This is a genomic window from Streptomyces sp. 2P-4 (assembly GCF_030167965.1).
GTDB classification, from domain to species: domain Bacteria; phylum Actinomycetota; class Actinomycetes; order Streptomycetales; family Streptomycetaceae; genus Streptomyces; species Streptomyces globosus_A.
The window spans coordinates 100,822-119,184 of record NZ_CP095012.1; the positions used below are offsets into that span (position 1 = coordinate 100,822).

Below are 18,363 nucleotides of genomic sequence, written 5' to 3' on the forward strand. Positions count from 1 at the left end.
GGTCAGGCGCTGACGGTGTCGCCGCGCACCAGGCCGTATCCGTCGGGTACGTCGGCGGGGTCGGTGCCGGTCGTGACGGGCCGGTTGTCGGCGTCGACGAACACCACGCTCGGCCGGTACGAGCGGGCGTGCTCCTCGCTCATGGAGGCGTAGGAGATGATGATGACGAGGTCGCCGGGGTGGACGAGGTGGGCCGCGGCGCCGTTGATGCCGATGACCCCGCTGCCGGCCTCGCCCTCGATGACGTACGTGCTGAGGCGGGCGCCGTTGTCGACGTCGACGATGTCGACCTTTTCGCCGGGCAGCAGGTCCGCGGCGGCCATCAGGGTGGCGTCGATGGTGACGGAGCCGACGTAGTGCAGGTCCGCCTGGGTCACGGTCGCCCGGTGGATCTTGGACTTGAACATCTCTCGGTACAGCATGTGCTCTCCGTTCACCAGGTCACCGGTAGCTCGTGGACGCCGTAGATCACCATGTCCGGGCGGGTGCGGACCTCGGCGGCGGGGACGCCGAGGCGCAGCCCCGGGAAGCGCCCGAACAGGGCCTCGAACGCGATCCTCAGTTCCAGCCGGGCGAGCTGCTGGCCCGCGCACTGGTGGATGCCGTGCCCGAAGGCGAGGTGCGGCACGGGCTCGCGGGTCACGTCCAGTTCGTCAGGCCGGGCGCAGAGCGCCGGATCGCGGTTGGCGGCCGCGAAGGAGAGCGAGACCGCGTCCCCGGCCGCCATCCGGTGTCCCTCCAACTCCAGGTCCTCGGCCGCGGCTCGGATGCCGCCCGCGTGGACGACCGTGAGGTAGCGCAGCAGTTCCTCGACCGCCCGTTCGGCCAGAGAGGTGTCGGCGGCCAGCGCGGCCGCCTGCTCGGGGTGCTCCAACAGCGCGAAGGTGCCCAGGGCGATCATGTTCGCGCTGGTGTCGTAGCCGGCGGTCAGCAGCACGGCGCCGACCGTGACGATCTCTTCGTCCGAGAGCCGGCCCTCGGCCACGAGGGCGGCGATCAGGTCGTTCGCAGGCTCGGCGCGTTTGGCCTCGACCAGCCGGTGCAGCAGGCCGGTGACGGCGTGCCAGCCGGCGATGGCCTCCTCAGCGCTGGAGTGCACCGCGAAGAGTGCCGCGATGGCGCGGGCGAAGGCCGGGCGCTCCGACAGGGGCACGCCCAGCAGCTCGCAGATGACCGATGCGGCCATGGGCTCGGCGAACCCCGTCACCAGGTCGACCGGGCCCCCGCCCCGGCCGGAGGCCATGGCGTCCAGGTGGCTGTCGGCGAGCTCCCTCAGCCGGGGTTCGAGGGTGCGGGTGCGGCGCGCCGAGAACCAGCCGGCCACCGCCCGCCGGTAGCGGGTGTGCTCCGGCGGGTCCATGGCCGTGAACATGCCCGGAGCCGGCTCGGTCCGGTCCGAGGCCATGGGCAGCGGGATGGGCGAGCGCAGCGCGTCCGCCCGGGAGCTCATCCGGGGGTCGGCGAGGAGTCTGCGGACCTGGGGGTAGCCGGTGACCAGCCAGCCCACGTGCCCGTCCGGGAACTCCATGCGGGCGACCGGGTGGTCCGCGCGGAGCGCCCCGAGTTCGGGCGCGGGGTCGAAGGGGCACCGGCCCCGGGTCATCGGCAGACCCGGGACCGTGGGGACGTTGTCGGGCATCACACCTCCGGTGACAGGCGGACGGGGAGACGTTGCATCGACATCAGGTAGGGCGGATCGATCTCGCTCGGGTCGACGGCCAGCGCCAGGTCGGGGAACCGCCCGAACAGTGCGGTCAGGGCGACCTCGCCCTCGATCAGGGCGAGGCTTGCACCCAGGCAGTAGTGCGCGCCGCGGCCGAAGCCCAGGTGCGGGTTGTGCTCGCGGGTGATGTCGAGGCGGCCGGGCTCCTCGAAGACCTCCGGGTCCCGGTTGGCGGCGGCCAGTACCACCTGGATGGCCTCTCCGGGCTGTACCTTCACCCCGCCGATGTCGACAGGCTCGGTGGCGAAGCGGCGGAACGTGTGTTTCACCGGCGCGGTGTGGCGCACGAGCTCGGCGACGGCCCGGCTGCCGAGCGACGGGTCGTTCTTCAGCAGTTCCAGCTGGTCGGGGTGCCGGAGCAGGGTGAAGACCCCGAGGGCGACGAGGTTGCGGACGGTCTCGTGGCCGGCCTGCACGAGGACCATCGCCAGGGCGGTCAGCTCGTCGTCGCTCAGCCGGTCGCTGTCCTCCTCGTGGACCTGCACCAGCTCGGAGATCAGGTCGTCCCGCGGCTCGGCTCGGCGGGCGGCGATCAGTTCCCGGGTCACCCGGGCCATGCCCCGCACGGCGGGGGCGAACTGCTCCGGGTTGGGGCGCAGGGCCTGTGCGAGGGTCTCGCTCCATTCCCGCCACTGCTCGCGGTACTCCTCGTCCACGCCGAGGAGTTCGCAGATGACGATGATGGCCAGCGGGTGCGCGTAGTCCGCGATCAGGTCGGGCTCGGCCTTGTCGGCGAGGCCGTCGAGCAGCCGCTCCGCCACGCGTTCCACGGCGGGGGTCAGAGCCAGCATCCGCCGTGCGGACAGGGCGCGGGTGACGAGGCGGCGGACCCTCATGTGGTCCGCACCGTCCATGGTCAGCAGGGTGGAGTCGAACATGTCGACGATGTCCTCGGGGATGCCCCGGCTGAGCATGCTCTGGCGGTGGGAGTCGCCCGGCGGGCGGCTGCGCAGGGTCGGCTCGCCGAGCACCGTCCTGACATCGTGGTGTCCGGTGACCACCCAGACGTCACTGCCGTCGGCGAACTTGCCGCGGCAGACAGGCCGGGGGCCGCCGAGCCAGCGCTTTCCCGCCTCCGGGTCGGTGATGAACTTCGGGTCGGACAGGTCGAACTCGCTCGCCAGGTCGCCGGATCCGGTGCCGGGTTCCTTGGCCGGGGTCTCGGTCATGCGGTGTGCCTCGCTCTTGCTGGGAATGACGATCGTGGGGGTTGTCCGGGGCCCCGCCGTGCCCCGGGGGATCAGGAGCTGCGGCTTCGCAGGCCGCCGCCTGCGATCTCCGCGGCCTCGTCCATCAGGCGGTCGGCGAGCTCGTCGGCGTGCCGATGCGGCCATGCGCGAAGCGGCGTCGGCGCAAGCCAGCGGTTGCAGGCGCCGAGGGCCGGTCCGCAGGGGATCTGGTAGTCGGCCACGCGGCCCGGTGTGCCCTCGATCGCCCATGTGGCCGCCTGGGCGCAGTACCACCGGAAGACGAGCGCCATGCGCCGCTTGGGGTCGAGGGCGGAGTCGGCGGAGCCGCCGACGCGGGCGAGGACCTCCTCGAAGGAGGCGCCCAGGTAGTCGTGCTCCACCTTCGCGCGCACGGCGGCGGGTACCGACTCCCACGCGTCGTGGTTGCGCCACAGGTCGTGGAGCCTTCCCGCGCGGGCGTGGAAGAGCACGCCCTTGCGCAGCACCCGTGCGCGGCCGCCGAGTTCGAAGAGGTCTCCGTAGGGCGCGAAGGCGGTGTCGTGGACGTCCGCCTCCTGCAGGAGGTCCTTCGCCGCCGCGCTGGTCCCGCTCTCGGCGGTGCACGCGTTGACGGAGCCGGTGAGGACGAAGTCTGCGCCCAGGACGAAGGCGGCCGCCGCCGACTCGGGGGCTCCGATGCCGCCTCCGGCGCCGATGCGCACGGCCTCGGCCGCGCCGCCGAGCTCCGCGCGCAGTCCGCGCAGCGCGGGCAGCAGCGCCCACAGGGTCGCCATGTCGGAGTGGTCCCCGGCGTCACCGAGCGCGCAGACGTCGTCGGCCAGCGCGACGCGTGCACCGGCCTCGGCCTCCTCGGCGGTGAGCAGGCCCTCCGCCACCAGCCGGCCCACGAGCGCGGCGGGCGGCGGTTCCAGGAACAGGCGGGCGGCGTCCGGCCGGGTCACCTTCGCCAGGATCTTCCGGGGCACGTGCACGGTGCCGTCCGCACGCACCCGGGCGCCCGTCAGCCGGTGCCGGACGAGGGCGGGAGTGGCCTCGACGTGGGTGGAGGCCTCCACGAACCGCACGTCGTCCCGGATCAGGGCGTCGACCAGCTCGGACTCGGCCCGGGGGTCGAAGGGGTCGTGCGTGACGTTGACTCCGAACGGCGCCCCGGCGGGGACGCGTGCGCGGATCTCGGCGACCGCCGCGGCCACGTCCCGGGGCGCGAGCCCCGAGGCGCCGAAGTACGAGAGCAGTCCGGCCCCGGCCATCCGGGCCACCAGGTCGACGGAGCTGATCCCCTGCCGCATCCCGCCGGCGGCGTAGGCGAGGCGGACGCCGTAGTCCCGCCGGAAGTCCTCCGACCCCAGCAACCCGGCGGCGGCCGCGGCGGGGCGTACGGATGCTGCCGGCGCGGGCACGGAGGCTGCCGGCCCGGTACGGACGGGCGGAGTGCGAACCGGGTCGGCAGGAGCCGGCCCCCGCCCCCGCGGAGCGGCCGGCAGAGGTGTCGCCTCCTCGCGGATGCGGGCGACCAGCTTCGTCAGCACCTGCCCCGGGCCGAGCTCGCGCACCGTGAAGTCGCCCTGGCCCATGAGGAACCGGATGCTGTCGGTCCAGCGCACGGGCGAGGAGATCTGCCGCCGCAGGGTGGCAGCCACCTCCCCCGCCTCGTAGGGCCGCGCGTCCACGTTGGCGATGACCGGGATCTTCGGTGAGGCGAAGGCGGTGGCGTCGAGCAGCCGTCCGAACTCCTCGGCGGCGTCGGCCATGTAGCGGCTGTGGAAGGGTGCGCTGACGTTCAGCGGCGCGCACCGCGCGCCGGCCGCCTTCAGCGCGGGCAGCGCCCGGCCGACCGACTCCGCGGGACCGGCGATCACGGTCTGGGTGGGCGCGTTGTGGTTCGCGATGTCGACGTCGCCGAGGCCCTCTTCGTGCAGTACCCGTTCCACAAGGGCGGCGTCGACGTACGAGACGGCGGCCATCGTGCCGCCCGTGACCTGCCCCATGAGCCGGCCGCGCTCGGCGACCAGGCGCAGGCCCGTCTCGAAGTCGTAGACCCCGGCGGCGAACAGGGCGGAGAACTCGCCCAGGCTGTGCCCCAGGACGTAGTCCGGCAGGCGTCCGCCCTCGCCCACGGCCGCCAGCCAGGTCAGGGAGTTGACCGCGTACAGCGCGGGCTGGGTGTAGCGGGTGTCGCGCAGGTTCCGGCCCGGATCCTCCAGGCACAGCTCCCGGAGGGAGTATCCGAGGACGGCGTCGGCGCGGGCGACGAGGTCGGGGAAGCGGTCGAACACCTCCCGGCCCATGCCCTTGGCCTGGGCGCCCTGCCCGGGGAAGACGTGGACGTGGAGCGTCGGGGCGGCGGCTGACCGGTGCGCGGTGGGCGCTGCGGGCGCGCTCACGGGGTTCACCTCGATTCGTGCGGGGACGGCGGCGAGGCCGGAACGTGCGTCGAGGACAGCCCGGTACAGCACCTCGTCGCGGGCGTAGGGGGACATCAGCGGCAGGACGCGGGAACCGCTGCCCTCCGGCAGGGCCGCCCGCACCAGGTTCGCCATGGACCCGGAGGGCCCGAGGTCGAGGAAGAGCAGGTCGTCCCGTTCGAGCAGGGGTCCCAGCGCCCGGGTCAGGTCGAAGGGCTCGCGCAGCACCCGCCACAGGTGCGCGGGGTCGGGTATCCGCACGGAGGCGCCGGTGGTGCCGGAGATCAGCGGGACCTCGGCCGGATGCATGGCCAGGTCGCCGACGAGGTCCTTGAACACGCCCTCCACGGGGTCGATCAGGGGTGAGTGGAAGGGGAACAGGACGGGCAGCCGCTGGCAGAGCGTGCCGGTGGTGTGGAGATGCCGTTCGATCCGGTCCAGGACCTCGGCGGTGCCGGCCAGGACGAAGTTCTCCGGGGAGTTCACGGCGGCGACGTGGGCCCCCGCGAGGGCCGGGTCGCGGTCGGCGAGTTGCCGGTCGGCCAGGACCGCGAGCATCCCGCCTCGCGGGCACTCGGCCTCGAAGACGTCCACCTGCCGCAGCAGGGAGCGCAGGCACGCCTGCGGGTCCACGGCGCCGGCGACGGCCGCCGCGGCGACTTCTCCGAGGCTGGCCCCGAGCACCGCGCCGGGTTCGAACCCGTGGGCCTGCAGCATGCGCGCCAGCGCGTACTCGACCATGAAGATGGCCGGCTGGGTGACGGAGAACCGCGTCATCGGGTGCTCGGGGCCGCGGCCGGGGCCGTGGATCGCCTCCACCACCGAGTCGCCGCGGACCTCGCGGACGGTCGCGTCCAGGGAGTCGAGGGTGTCCCGGAACACGGCGTCGGCCCCGTAGAGCCACTTGCCCATGCCGTGGTACTGGGAGCCCTGCCCCGCGAACAGGAAGACCGGCGTGAGCATCAGGAGGCGCCCAGGGCGGCTTCGAACACCTTGTGCTGCGTGGGAAGCTGCCCGACCGACCGCACGGTGAAGCCGGCCTCCTCCAGGGCGCGCCGCATGGCGGGCTCGTCGAGTCCGATGGTGCCCTCGTCGCACGCCACGGCCTGGAACATCGCCCGCCACCCGTCGATGTCGTTCTCCACCAGAGGCTCCACGACGAGCAGCCGGGCACCGGCGGGGCTGTCCTCCATGGCGGTGGCGACGGTGCGCAGGATCCGGACGCAGTTCTCGTACGTCCAGTCGTGCAGCACGTTCTTCAGCAGGTAGCGGTCGGCTCCGGCGGGCAGCTCGACGAAGAAGTCGCTCGGGGCGAAGTCGATGCGGTCGAGCACGTCCTCCTTCGCGACCCGTTCCAGGGCCGTGCGGCCCCTGGCACACACACTTGCCCGGTCTGCGACGGTGCCGCGCAGGTCCGGGTGGGCGGCGAGCAGGCCCGGGAGCAGGCCGCCGCTGCCACCGCCCACATCGACGACCGTCTTGACGGTGCTGAAGTCGTGTTGGCCGAGCAGGCACTGGGCCACCGGCGCCGCCAGGTCGACCATGCCCTTGTCGAACAGGTCCGCCGTCTCGGGGTGGGTCTCCAGGTAGCCGTAGAGGGATTCCCCGAACACCTCCTGGAAGCCGGACTTGCCCGTCTTCACGGTGTGCATCAGGGCGGCGAAGGCGTCGTCGTACAGCTCGGCGGCAAGGATCGCGAAGTGGCGCTGGGTGAAGGGGTGGTCCGCGCGCAGGGGCGCGTACGCCTCGGTCAGCCGGAACCTCTCCCCGTCGCGCTCCAGGACGCCCGGCACGGTGAGCATCTGGAGGAGGCGGTGGAGGACGTCGGGGTGGGTCCCGGTGCGCTCGGCGAGCTCGGCCGAGGTCATCGATCCGCCGTCGAGGATGTCGGCTATCTCCAGGCGGGCGGCGACCGCGAGGGCGCGGGCGAACCAGCCGCTGACGGCCAGCTTGAGGATTTCCATGCGAGCGTCTCTTTCGGTTCCGTCAGACGAGCCGGCGCAGCCGGTCGGCGAGAGCGGCGGGGGTGGGGGTTTCGAACACGTCGGTCAGCGCGAGCCGGACACCGGTGATGTCCTTGATCCGCTGGGCGAGGGCGACGGCCAGCAGCGAGTGCCCGCCGTTGGCGAAGAAGTGCGCTCCGGCGTCGAGGTCGCTGCGGTCGAGCAGTTCGGCGAAGAGGCCGACGACGGTGGACGTCAGGTCGTCGTCCTGCGCGCCTGCGGCGGGTTCCGCGCCGGGGCCGGCGACGGCCGGGCCGCAGTGCCGGGCCGCCTGCTCGGCGAGGGCCAGGTGGTCGACCTTGTCGCTGCCGGTGCGGGGGAAGGCGTCCACGGCGATGAACCGGTGCGGGACGACCGAGCGCGGAAGCTGCCCGCGGGCGTGGTCCCACAGCTCGTCCACGGCCCCGGGGCGGCCCGGGACCCGGACGAAGGCGGCCAGGTAGCCGTCCGCCCCGGGATCGCCGACGACCACGACCGCCGCGGCCTCGACGTCGGGGTGGGTGAGCAGCACCGCCTCGATCTCGGCGGGTTCGATCCGGTTGCCGCGCAGTTTGACCTGCCGGTCCATCCGGCCGAACAGGTCGATCCTGCCGTCCGGCCGCCAGCGGGCCACGTCCCCCGAGCGGTGGAAGCGCCCGTACTCGGCGTTCTCGCCGAAGCGCTCCGCGGTCAGGTCGGGCCGCCCGTGGTAGCCGGAGGCGACGCCGACGCCGGCGACGCACAGCTCTCCGCGCAAGCCCACCGGGAGGGGCCTGCCGCGGGGGTCGGCGATGAAGATGCGGGTGTTGGCGACGGGCGCGCCCACGTCGACCCTTCCGCCGTGGCCGGCCGGCACGCGGCCGGCGGTCGCCCAGATGGTGCTCTCGGTGGGGCCGTAGACGTTCCAGAGGTCGGCGCCGGCGTCGAGCAGCCGGGTGGCCAGTTCGGCGGGCAGGGGTTCACCGCCGGTGAGCAGGACGCGTCCGGCCATCGCGTCCGCGGCCTCGCGGGCAACGATCCGCCACGTCGTGGGGGTCGCCTGGAGCAGGCCGATGTCGTGGGCCGTGACGGCGGCGGCCAGCAGGGTGCCGTCCGTGCGCGCCTCGTCCGGGAGGACCACCGTGTGGCCGCCGTGGAGCAGCGGCATCATCAGTTCGAGCGAGGAGGTGTCGAAGCTGTACGTGCTGAGCCAGCCGGTGGGGCGCGGGGAGCCGGCGACGCCGAAGCGGTCGGCGTAGTCGACGATGTGGTTGGCGAGGCTGCCGTGCCGGATCGGGATGCCCTTGGGCCTGCCGGTCGAGCCGGAGGTGTGGATCACGTAGGCGAGGCCGTCGGGGTCGGCCTTGACTGCGGCCTCGTCCACCGGCACCCGGGGCACCTGCTCCCAGTCGGCGGCGGGGACGGCGGTGCGGCCCTCGGGAGCGGTGATGCCGGCGCCGACGATGACGACGCGGGCCTGCGTGTCGTCGAGCTGGTAGGCCAGGCGCTCGGCGGGGTGCTGCGGGTCGAGGGGAAGGTAGGCCGCGCCCGCGAGCCAGGTGCCGAACACCGAGGCGGCCAGCGCGGCGCCGCGCGGCATGAGCAGGGCGACGACGTCACCGGGGCGTACGCCGGCCTCGGCCAGCCGGGCGGCCGTGTCGACGGCCGCCGACCACAGGGCGCCGTAGGTGGCCGTACGGTCGCCCTCCCGTACGGCCGCGGCCGCGGGGTCGGCGGCGGCGCGGCGGGCGAAGCCGGTGAGCACCGACGGCAGTCCGATCGCGCGGGCCGTGGCGTTTGCGGCGTCGATGATCTCGTGGTCGCGGGCGGACCAGTACTCCAGGGAGGCGATCGGCGTATCCGCCCCGGTGCCCAGGGCGACCAGCAGGGCGTCGTAGCGCCGGACCATCAGTTCGACGTCCGACCGGTCCAGGACCCCGGTGTAGAACACCGCGCGCACGGTGGCGGCGTCCTGGTTGGCGGAGACGAAGAACTCCAGGTCGAACTGGCTGAATCCGTTCTCGACGACGAGGAGCTCGGCCTCGGCTCCGGCGAGGGTGAAGGTGCGCTGGTCCTCGGCGAAGGGGACGTAGTTGAAGACGTGCTTGAACAGCGCGTTGCGCCAGCCGGAGCCGTCGCGTTCGACCATGTCCAGCACGTCGTCGACCGGTACGTCCTTGTGCGCCATCGCCTCCATGAACGTGCGCCGGGTCAGGGCCGTGAGGTCCCGGAAGGTGGCGTTGCGGTCCATGAGCAGGCGCAGGACCACGAGGTTGCTGTGGTAGCCGACCGCGTCCACCGCCTCGCGGGGGCGGGTGTTGACGGGGGAGCCGATGGTGAGGTCGGGGCCGGCGCCGTGCGCGGCAAGGAGGACCGCGTAGGCCGTGAGCAGGACGACGGACTCCGGTGCCCGCAGCTCGCGCTGGAGGCGGCGTACGACCGCGTGCGCCTCGGCCGACAGGACGTGGGTGACCTCGTCGCCCCGGAGGGTGGTGACGGGCTGGTCGCGCTGCTCGCAGAGGAGTTCCAGGCCGGAGGAGCGGAAGCCGGCCATGCGGTCCTGCCAGTAGCCGCGGCTCTCGGGGGACGGTGCGGGCTCGCGCAGGGCGGGCACCACGGCGGGTACGGGGCGGCGGCCGTCCAGCACCGCCTCGTAGAAGGTGGCGAACTCGGCGCGCAGGATGGCCGTCGACTGCACGTCCGACACCGCATGGTGCACGGCCAGGCACAGCACGTCGTGGTCCGGCCCGTGCAGCAGCAGAGCGCGCAGCAGGGGGCTGCCGTCCGGGGTGAAGGGGCGGGCCACGAAGGCCGTCAGCACGGCTCGTTCCTCCTCCGCGCTGCCGTGGTGCTCCGCCTCCTCCAGCCCGACGGTGAGGGACGGCACGACGGACCTGGTCAGCTCGGCGCCCTGCCGGTGGTAGACAGTGCGCAGCACCTCGAAGCGGTCCGTCAGGAGTCCCAGGGCGTCCGCGGTGGCGGCTTCGTCGAGGCGGCCGCGCACGCGCAGGGCCAGCGACAGGTTGTTGGCGCCGCTGCCCGGGACCAGCTCGTCGAGGAGCCAGAGGGTGGTCTCCTTGCGGCCCGCCGGTACGCGGCCGGCCGCGGCTTCGGTGCTCACGCGTGCTCTCCCGGGCGGCTCGCCAGGACCTTGCCGACGGCTTCGGCGATGGCGGGGGTGCGCAGGAGGTCCCGGTGCTCGGCCTCGAAGCGCCACTCGTCGGCGACCTCGATGGGGGCGACGCCGGGTGTGGTGCGCATCCGGTTCAGCCCGCTGGTCGCACTGGCGGAGGTGACGACCGTGGCCCCGCTCCAGCCGGGGCGCGGGTCGAGGTGGGCGGCGGTGCCGAGATAGGACATGAACGAGCCGACCAGCTGCACGAGTTCGCCGGCGTAGTCCTCGTCGAGTCCGGCCCGCCGCAGCGCCGCGGTGCCGATCGGGCGGAAGGTCGTGTACAGGCCGGCGGCGAAGGAGGCCGGAGTGGTGTCGGGCCGATCGGCGAGGCGCTCGGCGGCGGCGGACAGCTCAGCCGTCTCCTCCGGGGTCAGAACGGTGGTCATGTTGCCGATGACCCGGCCGAACTGGAGGTGGACGGTGGGCACATCGACAAGCTCGGGGTCGAACAACACCACACGCGGCGTGGTCTGCTGCCGTGCGCCGATCTTCTCGGCGAGAACGCCGGCGAAGACGGAGCCCGCGCAGTAGCCGAGCACGGCGCGAACCGTGCGGCCGGATGCGGCCACCTCGGAGAGCCAGGGCTCCAGGTAGCTGTCGTCCAAGGCGTCGGTCTCGGGGTCGCGGACCGGGGCGACGGTCTGCCACAGGTCGCAGTCCAGCTTCAGACCGGGCGCCAGATCGGCGAATCCGCCCTCGTTCCGCCCCGTCACCGGGAAATCGGCCGCGAGCACGATATCGCTGCCTGCGTCGACTCCTGCATCCGAAACGACATTCCACACTGTGGGGTTGGGCATATCGATCCCCCGAAAGTAAAAGTTTCGTCGATTGCTTTTTCTCGACCATCTCCGGCCAGGCCAGGGCAGAGCTTAGGGTCGCCAATCGGCACTGTCCACAAGCAGATGATCATGCTCGCCGACTCTGCGGTCGGGGGCACTTCGAACCCGGGGAATATCCACCCCAAGCATTTCGGACACGCTGCGAGCGGTTTCCGCCAATCCCTGTCGCGACCCGCCCCCATTTCCGGGAAGTTTCACAGGCCACGCACCCCTTCGGGCGTATGGGACGCCACCTGGACACCCATCGAGGACCCCTGGGCGGAACTTCCGGGATGTCCCGGTTCGCCGCGTGACGGCCGCCACATGCGAAGGTCCGACACCCCCTCGGACCCCGGCCGGATCACGGTGTTCTGTGGTGCGGGCAGCCGACCGGGCCCCGACCCAGGGGGAAGGGGTCGGGGCCCGGGCGTGGTTGCCGGTCAGCGGCGGAAGGTGTCCTTGGCGTCTTCCACCCCCACCGGGTGGCCGGCGGGCTGCCGCCGCAGGGTCAGCGGATGCCGAGGGCGACGATCTGGGTGATGGCCTCCTCGGCGAAGTTGTCGTCGCTGACGAGGATCAGCAGCCGCTCGCCGGAGGGCAGGTCCGGGCCCCACGTCATGCCCTCGGTGTTGTCGACGGCGGAGAGGCCCAGGGTGTCGAAGTCCGCGACGAGCTTCTTGCGCATCGGCATGACGGCCTGCCCGGCCAGCGACTCCGTCCCGCGCACATCGGTCGCCCCGCGGGTGGTGGCGTCGAAGAGGCGGATCTTGTAGCCCGCGCCGGCGACCCAGGTGCGTTCGAGCACGAGGTAGCGGTCGGGCTGGTCGGGGAACGCGAGGATGGACGGGACTCCGGTGTCCGGGCCCCACGGGCTGGCGGGGTCGTTCTCGGCGAAGATCTTCTCCAGCGGGTAGGCGAACTGGCCGAGGACGCGGCCGCCGCGGTCCTGTTGCGTGACGCGGACCAGCGCGCCGTTGTCCACGTCCGGCTCGGGGCCGTCCTGGAGCAGCGGGCCCTCGACCGCGCTGGTCACCACCTTGCCCCGGGAGCCGAAGGTGAACGCCTCGACCGCCTGGTTCCGGCGCGGGCCGCGCTCCTCCATCGTGATCTCGTAGTTCGGCGGCAGCCGCAGCTCGCCGAAGTGGTCACCGGTGGCGGTGGCGTACTGGATGGACGGCTGGACCACCGGCGGGCCGACCTCCTTGGGACGGTCGCCCTCCTGGGCCCACCAGTAGTCGCAGCTGCGCGGGTCGACCCGGATCTCCTCCGGGTCGACGGCCTTGCCGTCCCCCGCGGTGGGGGGCGGGTAGACCGCGCCGTCGGGCTGGAGGAAGGGGTGGGTGCCGGTGAAGTCGACCGCGTGCACCCCGCCGGCGTCCACGTCCAGCTTCGCCGTGTAGAAACGGGCGGGCTGGAGGTATGAACGGTCGTCGCTGATGAACACGTACTCGCCGGTGCACGGGTTGCGGTCGATGCCGGACAGGCCGCCGACCGTGGTGTCCTGGAAGGCGAGCTTGTGCGGAACGGTCTTTTCACCGAGCAGGCGGGCCTGTACGGCGCGCCCCGCCCCCTGCCCGGGGGGTTCGGGTTGGGCGGCGGCAGCCACGGCGGGGGCCAGGGTCGAGGTCAGCAGCAGGGCGGCGGTGCACGCACGGCGCATCAGAGAAGAACTCACCCGGTGATCATGGCCCGTGTCGAGCCGGGGCACAGTCGCCCGATCGGGTAGGAGCCGCGCCGCGCGGGTTGTGGTGCCACCTGACGGCCGGGCGGACGGGCGGACGGGCGGGCGGACGGGGCCGCAGGCTGTCGGGTCTGCGGCCCCGTCGGGGGTCGGATCAGGAGGGGTCGCCGTACTGGAGGCCGCGGCCGTTGGTGCCTACGTACACGCGGCCGAAGGCGTCGGGGTCGCCGGTGATGACGCCGGTGCCGCCGATGCTGCCCCACTGGTGGGCGTCGTCGTTGACGCGGAGCCAGGTGGCGCCCTTGTCGGTGGAGCGGAAGACGCCGGTGGTGTCCTTGACGGTGCCGATCAGGTACAGGGCCTGGTAGGAGGCGCCCGGTGCGGCCTTGCCGAAGCCGACGGCGGAGGCCGACTTCACCGCGGCGAGCCCGGTGAAGGTGCGGCCGCCGTCGGTGGAGTGCAGGAGGCCGTGGGCGCCTCCGGCGATCCACAGGTCCCCCGCGGCTCCGGGGACCGCCTTGAGCCGGCCGCCGGCGGGCAGGCCCGCGGCGCGGGCGGTGAAGGTCGCGCCGCCGTCGGTGCTGGCGTACAGGGTGCCGCCGGACAGGGAGTAGAACGTCCGGGCCGAGGAGCGGTCGGCGACGACGGCGGCGTCGGCGCCCAGGCCGTTGACCTTCGACCAGCTCGCTCCCCTGTCCGTCGAGCGGTACGGGGGCTGGCCGGTCTGCGTCCAGACGATGGCCGAGCCGTCGGCGGAGAGCGCCACCCTGCCGGTGTCGGCGCCGGCCACCGGTTCGGAGGCGAAGCCGTTCCAGGTGCGGCCGCCGTCGGTGGAGTAGGCGCCGTCCTGCGCACCGCCCCGGCCGACGCGGACCATCATCGAGGGGTTGGACTGTGCGAAGTCGATCGATGTGCTGTTGGTCATCATCGGGTTCTTCAGCCGGCCGGCGGGCACCTCGGTCAGGGAGTCGTGGCGGAATCCGCCGAGGTCGCCCATGGCCGTGATGACGTGGGCGCCGCCGGGCGGGGCGATCGCGTCCAGCAGTGCGGTCTCCTCCAGCCCGCGGGCGCCCACGTGCCAGTGGCTGGTGCCGCCGCTGTCGGAGGCGTTGGCGTCCTTGCTGCGCAGGATGCCGCTGCCGGTGCCGTACAGCACGTGCCCGGAGTCGAAGGGGTCGATGGCCAGGGCGGTCATCCAGTGCCCGGTGCCGGTGCCGACGTACGGGGCGGCGGAGGCGTCCCGTACGGACTTGTCGGCCAGGGCCTTCCACGTCGTGCCGCCGTCGGTGGTCCGGTAGACCTCGTCCTCCGGCCACCAGCGGCCGAGGGTGGTGACCATCACCGTGGAGGGCTTGCGCGGGTCGACGGCCAGACCGGAGAACCCGTAGCTGCCCTGGGAGGGGGAGACGTTCCGCCACGTTCCGCCGGCCGGCGTGTGCTTCCACACCGAGCCCGCCGTCACGCCGTTGGGGCCGAGGGCGTTGGTGTACGTCAGGTACAGCGAGCCGTCGCCGGAGAGCACGCCGTGCTGCGGCATCTGGCCGGTGGGCTGCCCGGGGACGGCCTGCCAGGTGCTGCCGCCGTCGGTGGAGCGGTAGAGGGAGGTGTTCCGGTCGGCGACGCCGACGTAGACGGTCTTGCTGCCGGCCGGTCCGTACGTCACGAAGGAGATGCCGGCGCCGCTGCCCGCCCCGTCCTTGACCGGGAACGAGGAGACCTGGCTCCAGGTCGCGCCGTGGTCGGTGGTGCGCCACAGGCCGTTCTTGCGCGTGCCCAGCAGGAGGGTGCCGTTGGCCGCGGGGTCGACCGCCAGCCGTTCGCCCGCCCCGCGGCCGTCCTCGTTGCCGCCGAGCTTGAAGGGCAGGTCGGTGCGCTGGAAGGTGCGGCCGCGGTCCTTGGAGCGGAGGATGGCGCCGTTGCCCGCCCAGTTGTTGGTGTAGGTGCCGGCGGCGAGGTAGAGCCGGTCGGGGTCGACCGGGTCGGTGGCCAGCGCGTCGATGCCCAGCAGGTTCCAGTCCTTCTCGCCGATCCAGTCGGTCAGCGGGATCCACTGTTCGGCCCCGGTGTCCCAGCGGTAGGCGCCGCCCATGTCGGTGCGCGCGTACAGCAGGCCCTTCTCCCGGGGGTTGAACACGAGCCCGGTGACGTAGCCGCCGCCCACCACCTGGGCGTTGCGCCACGTGTACGGTCCGGACACCGTGGGCCCGGCCGTCCTGACCAGCTTCCACTGCTGGTTGGTGCCGCCGTGGCCGCGGTACTGGATGACTGCCGCGCCGTCGGCTGTGGAGCCGCCGGAGACGTCCAGGACCTGGCCGCTCCTGCGGGAGGTGAGGACGACGGCACCGGAACCGCTCACCTCGTCGATCCGCCATTCCTGGGAGGTGGAGGAGGTGTCGGTCTGCTGCTCGGCGGCGGCCGCCTGGGCGGTCGAATCGCCTGCTATGCCCAAAACTTTGCCGCTGTTGCGGTTGACCAGCTCGTAGTGGCCGTCCCCGGTGGGGCGCAGCTTCCACTGCTGGTTGGCGGTGTTCTGGTCGGTCCACTGCTGGAGGCGGGTGCCGTCGGCGGTGGAGAAGGCGTTGACGTCCAGCGCCTTGCCGCTGCGTACGGAGACCAGCCGGTAGAAGGCGTTGCCGTCGATCGTCGCGGCCTGGGAGTCGTCCTGCACGTACAGGAGATACGGCACGAGGACGGCGGGCACGCCGAGCAGGAGTCCGGTTCCGGTCCAGCGGCGGCGGTGGCGTCCGCGGGACCGGCCGTTCGTGGGGTTCTTCATGGGGGGTTGTTCTCCTTGCGTGGTGCTGTGGCTCGGGGCGGGTCAGCGCTGCAGGGTGAGGAGACCCGGCCGGTACGGCAGTCGGTCGTACGGGCCGCCTGCTGCGGGGGACTTGCCCTGGTAGAGGAACCGCAGGTTGCAGGGATCGATGGTCATGGTCTGGTCGGGGTTGTCGCGGACCAGGTCACCGTGGCTGATGTCGTTGGTCCAGGTGGCACCGCTGTTCACCTTGCCCGCGAAGGGGTTGCCCTCGCTGTCGGCCTGCGGGGTCCACGAACCGCTGAGGCTGGAGGCCGTGAACGAGCGGAAGTAGCGCGCCTGGTTCGCACCCCTCGCCTCGACGATCATGAGGTACTGGTTCTGGCCCTGGACCTTGTAGACCTGCGGCGCCTCGAACAGGTTGGCGGGCGTGTCGCTCATGACTGTGGTGTACGAGGAGCCGAAGTTGCCCGGGAAGTTTCCGATGGGCATGCTCGCCCGGTAGATCCTGCCGTTGTCACCGGCGAAGAACAGGTACATGTTGTGGTCGTCGGCGATCAGGGTCTGGTCGATCGGGCCGGTGGGGGATTCGCTGCGGGGGATGCTGCCGGTGAACAGCGGCTGCGGCGCGGACCAGCCGTCGGGGTTGGCCGGGTCGCTGGACGTGCGGTAGATGAACGGCCACGGGCCCCACTGGTATGCCAGCACCCAGATCTTCTTGGGCGCGAAGTAGAACAGCGTGGGGGCCACCGCGGCCTGGCTCATGCCGGTCTGGCGGGCCGACGCCATGTCCGACCAGTTCGTGAAGGGCCCGGACATCATGGAGCCGTACGAGGATCCGGAGAAGTTCGACCCGTAGACCAGGTGCTTGCCGTTGTGCGTCACGTGGGTGAAGTCCTTGAGCGAGGCCCACCCGTTGGCCGGCTGCGCCAGCGCACCCGTCGACGTCCACCGGTACGTGGACGGGAGGGCACAGGTGCCCGTCGGGGCGGGCATTGCCGTGGCCGGTGTCCCGGACGGGCCGGTCCACTTCTGGTTGCCGCCGGACCAGCAGGAGTACAGCTGGATCTTGGTGCGGTTGGCGGTGGCCGCGCCGACGGCGTCGAGGCACAGCCCGGAGTGGACCCCGGAGATCGTGCCGTCGGCGTTGGCGTTCCACTGCTGGCCGGCGCTGCCGTTGCAGTCCTCGATGACCACCGCGGTGCCGTTGGCCGTGCCGTTGCCCTTGGCGGCCAGGCACTTGTTGCCGTAGACGGTCAGCTGCTTGCCGGAGGTGCGGGTCCAGCGCTGATTGGGCCGTCCGTGGCAGTCCCACAGCTGCACCTGGGTTCCGTTGGCCCTGGTGGAGCCCTTGATGTCGACGCAGCGGCCGGAGGCGACGCCCTTGATCGTGCCGGTGCCGGTCCCGGGGGTGGTGCCGGCGGCCGCCTTGAAGGCGTTCACGACGGCGGTGTAGGCGGCCTTGGGGTTGCCGTTTCCGTCGAACAGCAGGGCGTTCTCTCCCCTGCGCCAGGAGTCGCTGTCGCGGATGCCCCAGACGGTGATGCCGGTGCACCGTGCGACGGACAGGCAGGCCTTCACCGTGTCGGCGTAGTGGGTCGGCGACGCCTGGGCGATGTCCAGCTCGGTGATCTGGACGTCGACGCCCAGGGCGGCGAAGTTGGCCAGGGTGGTCCGGAAGCTTGCCGGGGGGCCGCCGGCGCCGAAGTGGCTCTGGAATCCGACGCAGTCGATCGGCACGCCGCGGGACCTGAAGTCCTTGACCATGCTGTAGACGCCCTGCGTCTTGGCGTCCGACCAGTTCTCGATGTTGTAGTCGTTGTAGCAGAGCTTGGCGGAGGGGTCGGCCGCGCGGGCGGTGCGGAACGCCTCCTCGATGAAGCCGTCGCCCAGCACGTCCTGGAACACCGAGCTGCGGTGCCGGGTGGAGCCGTCGGCGAACGCCTCGTTGACCACGTCCCAGGAGTGGATCCTGCCCTTGTAGCGGGTCATCAGGGTGGTGATGTGGTTGTTCATCACGCCGCGCAGTGTGTTCGCGTCGCGGATGGAGCCGACCCAGGACGGGAGCTGCGCGTGCCAGACCGCGGTGTGGCCGCGCAGGCGCTGACCGTGCGCGGCGGCGCGGTTGACGATCTGGTCGGCCGGGCCGAAGGTGAACCTGCCGCGGGACGGCTCGACGGCGTCCCACTTCATCTCGTTCTCCGGGGTGACCATGGTGAACTCCCGGTCCAGGAGGGCGGTGTACTTCGCGTCGCCGAGCCTCCCGGCGGCCACCGCGGTACCGAAGTACCTGCCGGAGGGCGCCGCCTGCGTGCCCAGGGGTGTCGCGGCTCCCGCGGAGCCGGGGACGAGCGTCACGGCACCGCCGACCAGCGCCGCGGCCGCCAGTCCGATCGCCAGTGTCCGGCGGCGCCGGCCGCGCCGGTGCAGGCCCTTCATGCCGCTCCTCGGTGGCTGCGGGGCGCCTCGGAGAGGAGCCGCTCCTGCGTACGGGGCGTGCGGCGTTCACGGGTTTCTCGCGTCATGGTGCGCTTTCTTCCGGGGATGTGCCGATGGGTGGGGGGCCTCCGGCGCCGGCACGCATGGTGAGCGGCGGGAAGAACCCCACGAAGTGGAGGCTTGCGAACGCGTGGCCGCGTAACGGAAAAGCCGCGT

10 protein-coding genes are annotated in these 18,363 nt (G+C 72.5%); all 10 read right to left on the minus strand.

From position 1 onward, the window contains the following. Positions 1 to 2 precede the first annotated feature (2 nt). Positions 3 to 422 carry an aspartate 1-decarboxylase gene (gene panD / locus MUK52_RS31255; RefSeq protein WP_114059179.1) on the minus strand — a complete coding sequence of 140 codons (420 nt, stop codon included), beginning with the start codon at positions 420 to 422 and terminating at the stop codon, positions 3 to 5. 11 nt (positions 423 to 433) lie between these two features. Then, the gene (locus MUK52_RS31260; RefSeq protein WP_114059180.1) at positions 434 to 1,639 is read right to left on the minus strand and encodes a cytochrome P450; all 1,206 of its coding nucleotides are present in this window, start codon (positions 1,637 to 1,639) and stop codon (positions 434 to 436) included. Then, on the minus strand, positions 1,639 to 2,892 hold the full coding sequence (locus tag MUK52_RS31265) for a cytochrome P450 family protein (protein WP_114059181.1): 1,254 nt from the start codon (positions 2,890 to 2,892) through the stop codon (positions 1,639 to 1,641). The genes MUK52_RS31260 and MUK52_RS31265 overlap by 1 nt, the downstream gene beginning before the upstream one ends. A 71-nt stretch (positions 2,893 to 2,963) precedes the next feature. Then, complete coding sequence (gene fabD, locus MUK52_RS31270) at positions 2,964 to 6,281, minus strand: ACP S-malonyltransferase (RefSeq protein ID WP_114059182.1); 3,318 nt, start codon at positions 6,279 to 6,281, stop codon at positions 2,964 to 2,966. Next, entirely contained in the window at positions 6,281 to 7,282 is a 1,002-nt protein-coding gene (locus MUK52_RS31275; protein ID WP_284581831.1) for a methyltransferase, read from the minus strand. The genes fabD and MUK52_RS31275 overlap by 1 nt, the downstream gene beginning before the upstream one ends. Positions 7,283 to 7,304: 22 nt before the next feature. Next, the gene (locus MUK52_RS31280) at positions 7,305 to 10,400 is read right to left on the minus strand and encodes a non-ribosomal peptide synthetase (RefSeq protein WP_284581832.1); all 3,096 of its coding nucleotides are present in this window, start codon (positions 10,398 to 10,400) and stop codon (positions 7,305 to 7,307) included. Further along, positions 10,397 to 11,188 (minus strand): hypothetical protein, encoded by a 792-nt coding sequence (locus MUK52_RS31285; protein WP_114059185.1) that lies wholly within the window; start codon positions 11,186 to 11,188, stop codon positions 10,397 to 10,399. The genes MUK52_RS31280 and MUK52_RS31285 overlap by 4 nt, the downstream gene beginning before the upstream one ends. 592 nt (positions 11,189 to 11,780) lie before the next feature. After that, positions 11,781 to 12,932, minus strand: coding sequence for an esterase-like activity of phytase family protein (locus tag MUK52_RS31290; RefSeq protein WP_502963648.1), 1,152 nt, complete (start codon positions 12,930 to 12,932; stop codon positions 11,781 to 11,783). Positions 12,933 to 13,107: 175 nt separating this feature from the next. Then, on the minus strand, positions 13,108 to 15,729 hold the full coding sequence (locus tag MUK52_RS31295) for an RICIN domain-containing protein (protein ID WP_284581834.1): 2,622 nt from the start codon (positions 15,727 to 15,729) through the stop codon (positions 13,108 to 13,110). 42 nt (positions 15,730 to 15,771) lie between these two features. Next, positions 15,772 to 18,147 carry a non-reducing end alpha-L-arabinofuranosidase family hydrolase gene (locus MUK52_RS31300; protein WP_284581835.1) on the minus strand — a complete coding sequence of 792 codons (2,376 nt, stop codon included), beginning with the start codon at positions 18,145 to 18,147 and terminating at the stop codon, positions 15,772 to 15,774. Positions 18,148 to 18,363: the final 216 nt, after the last annotated feature.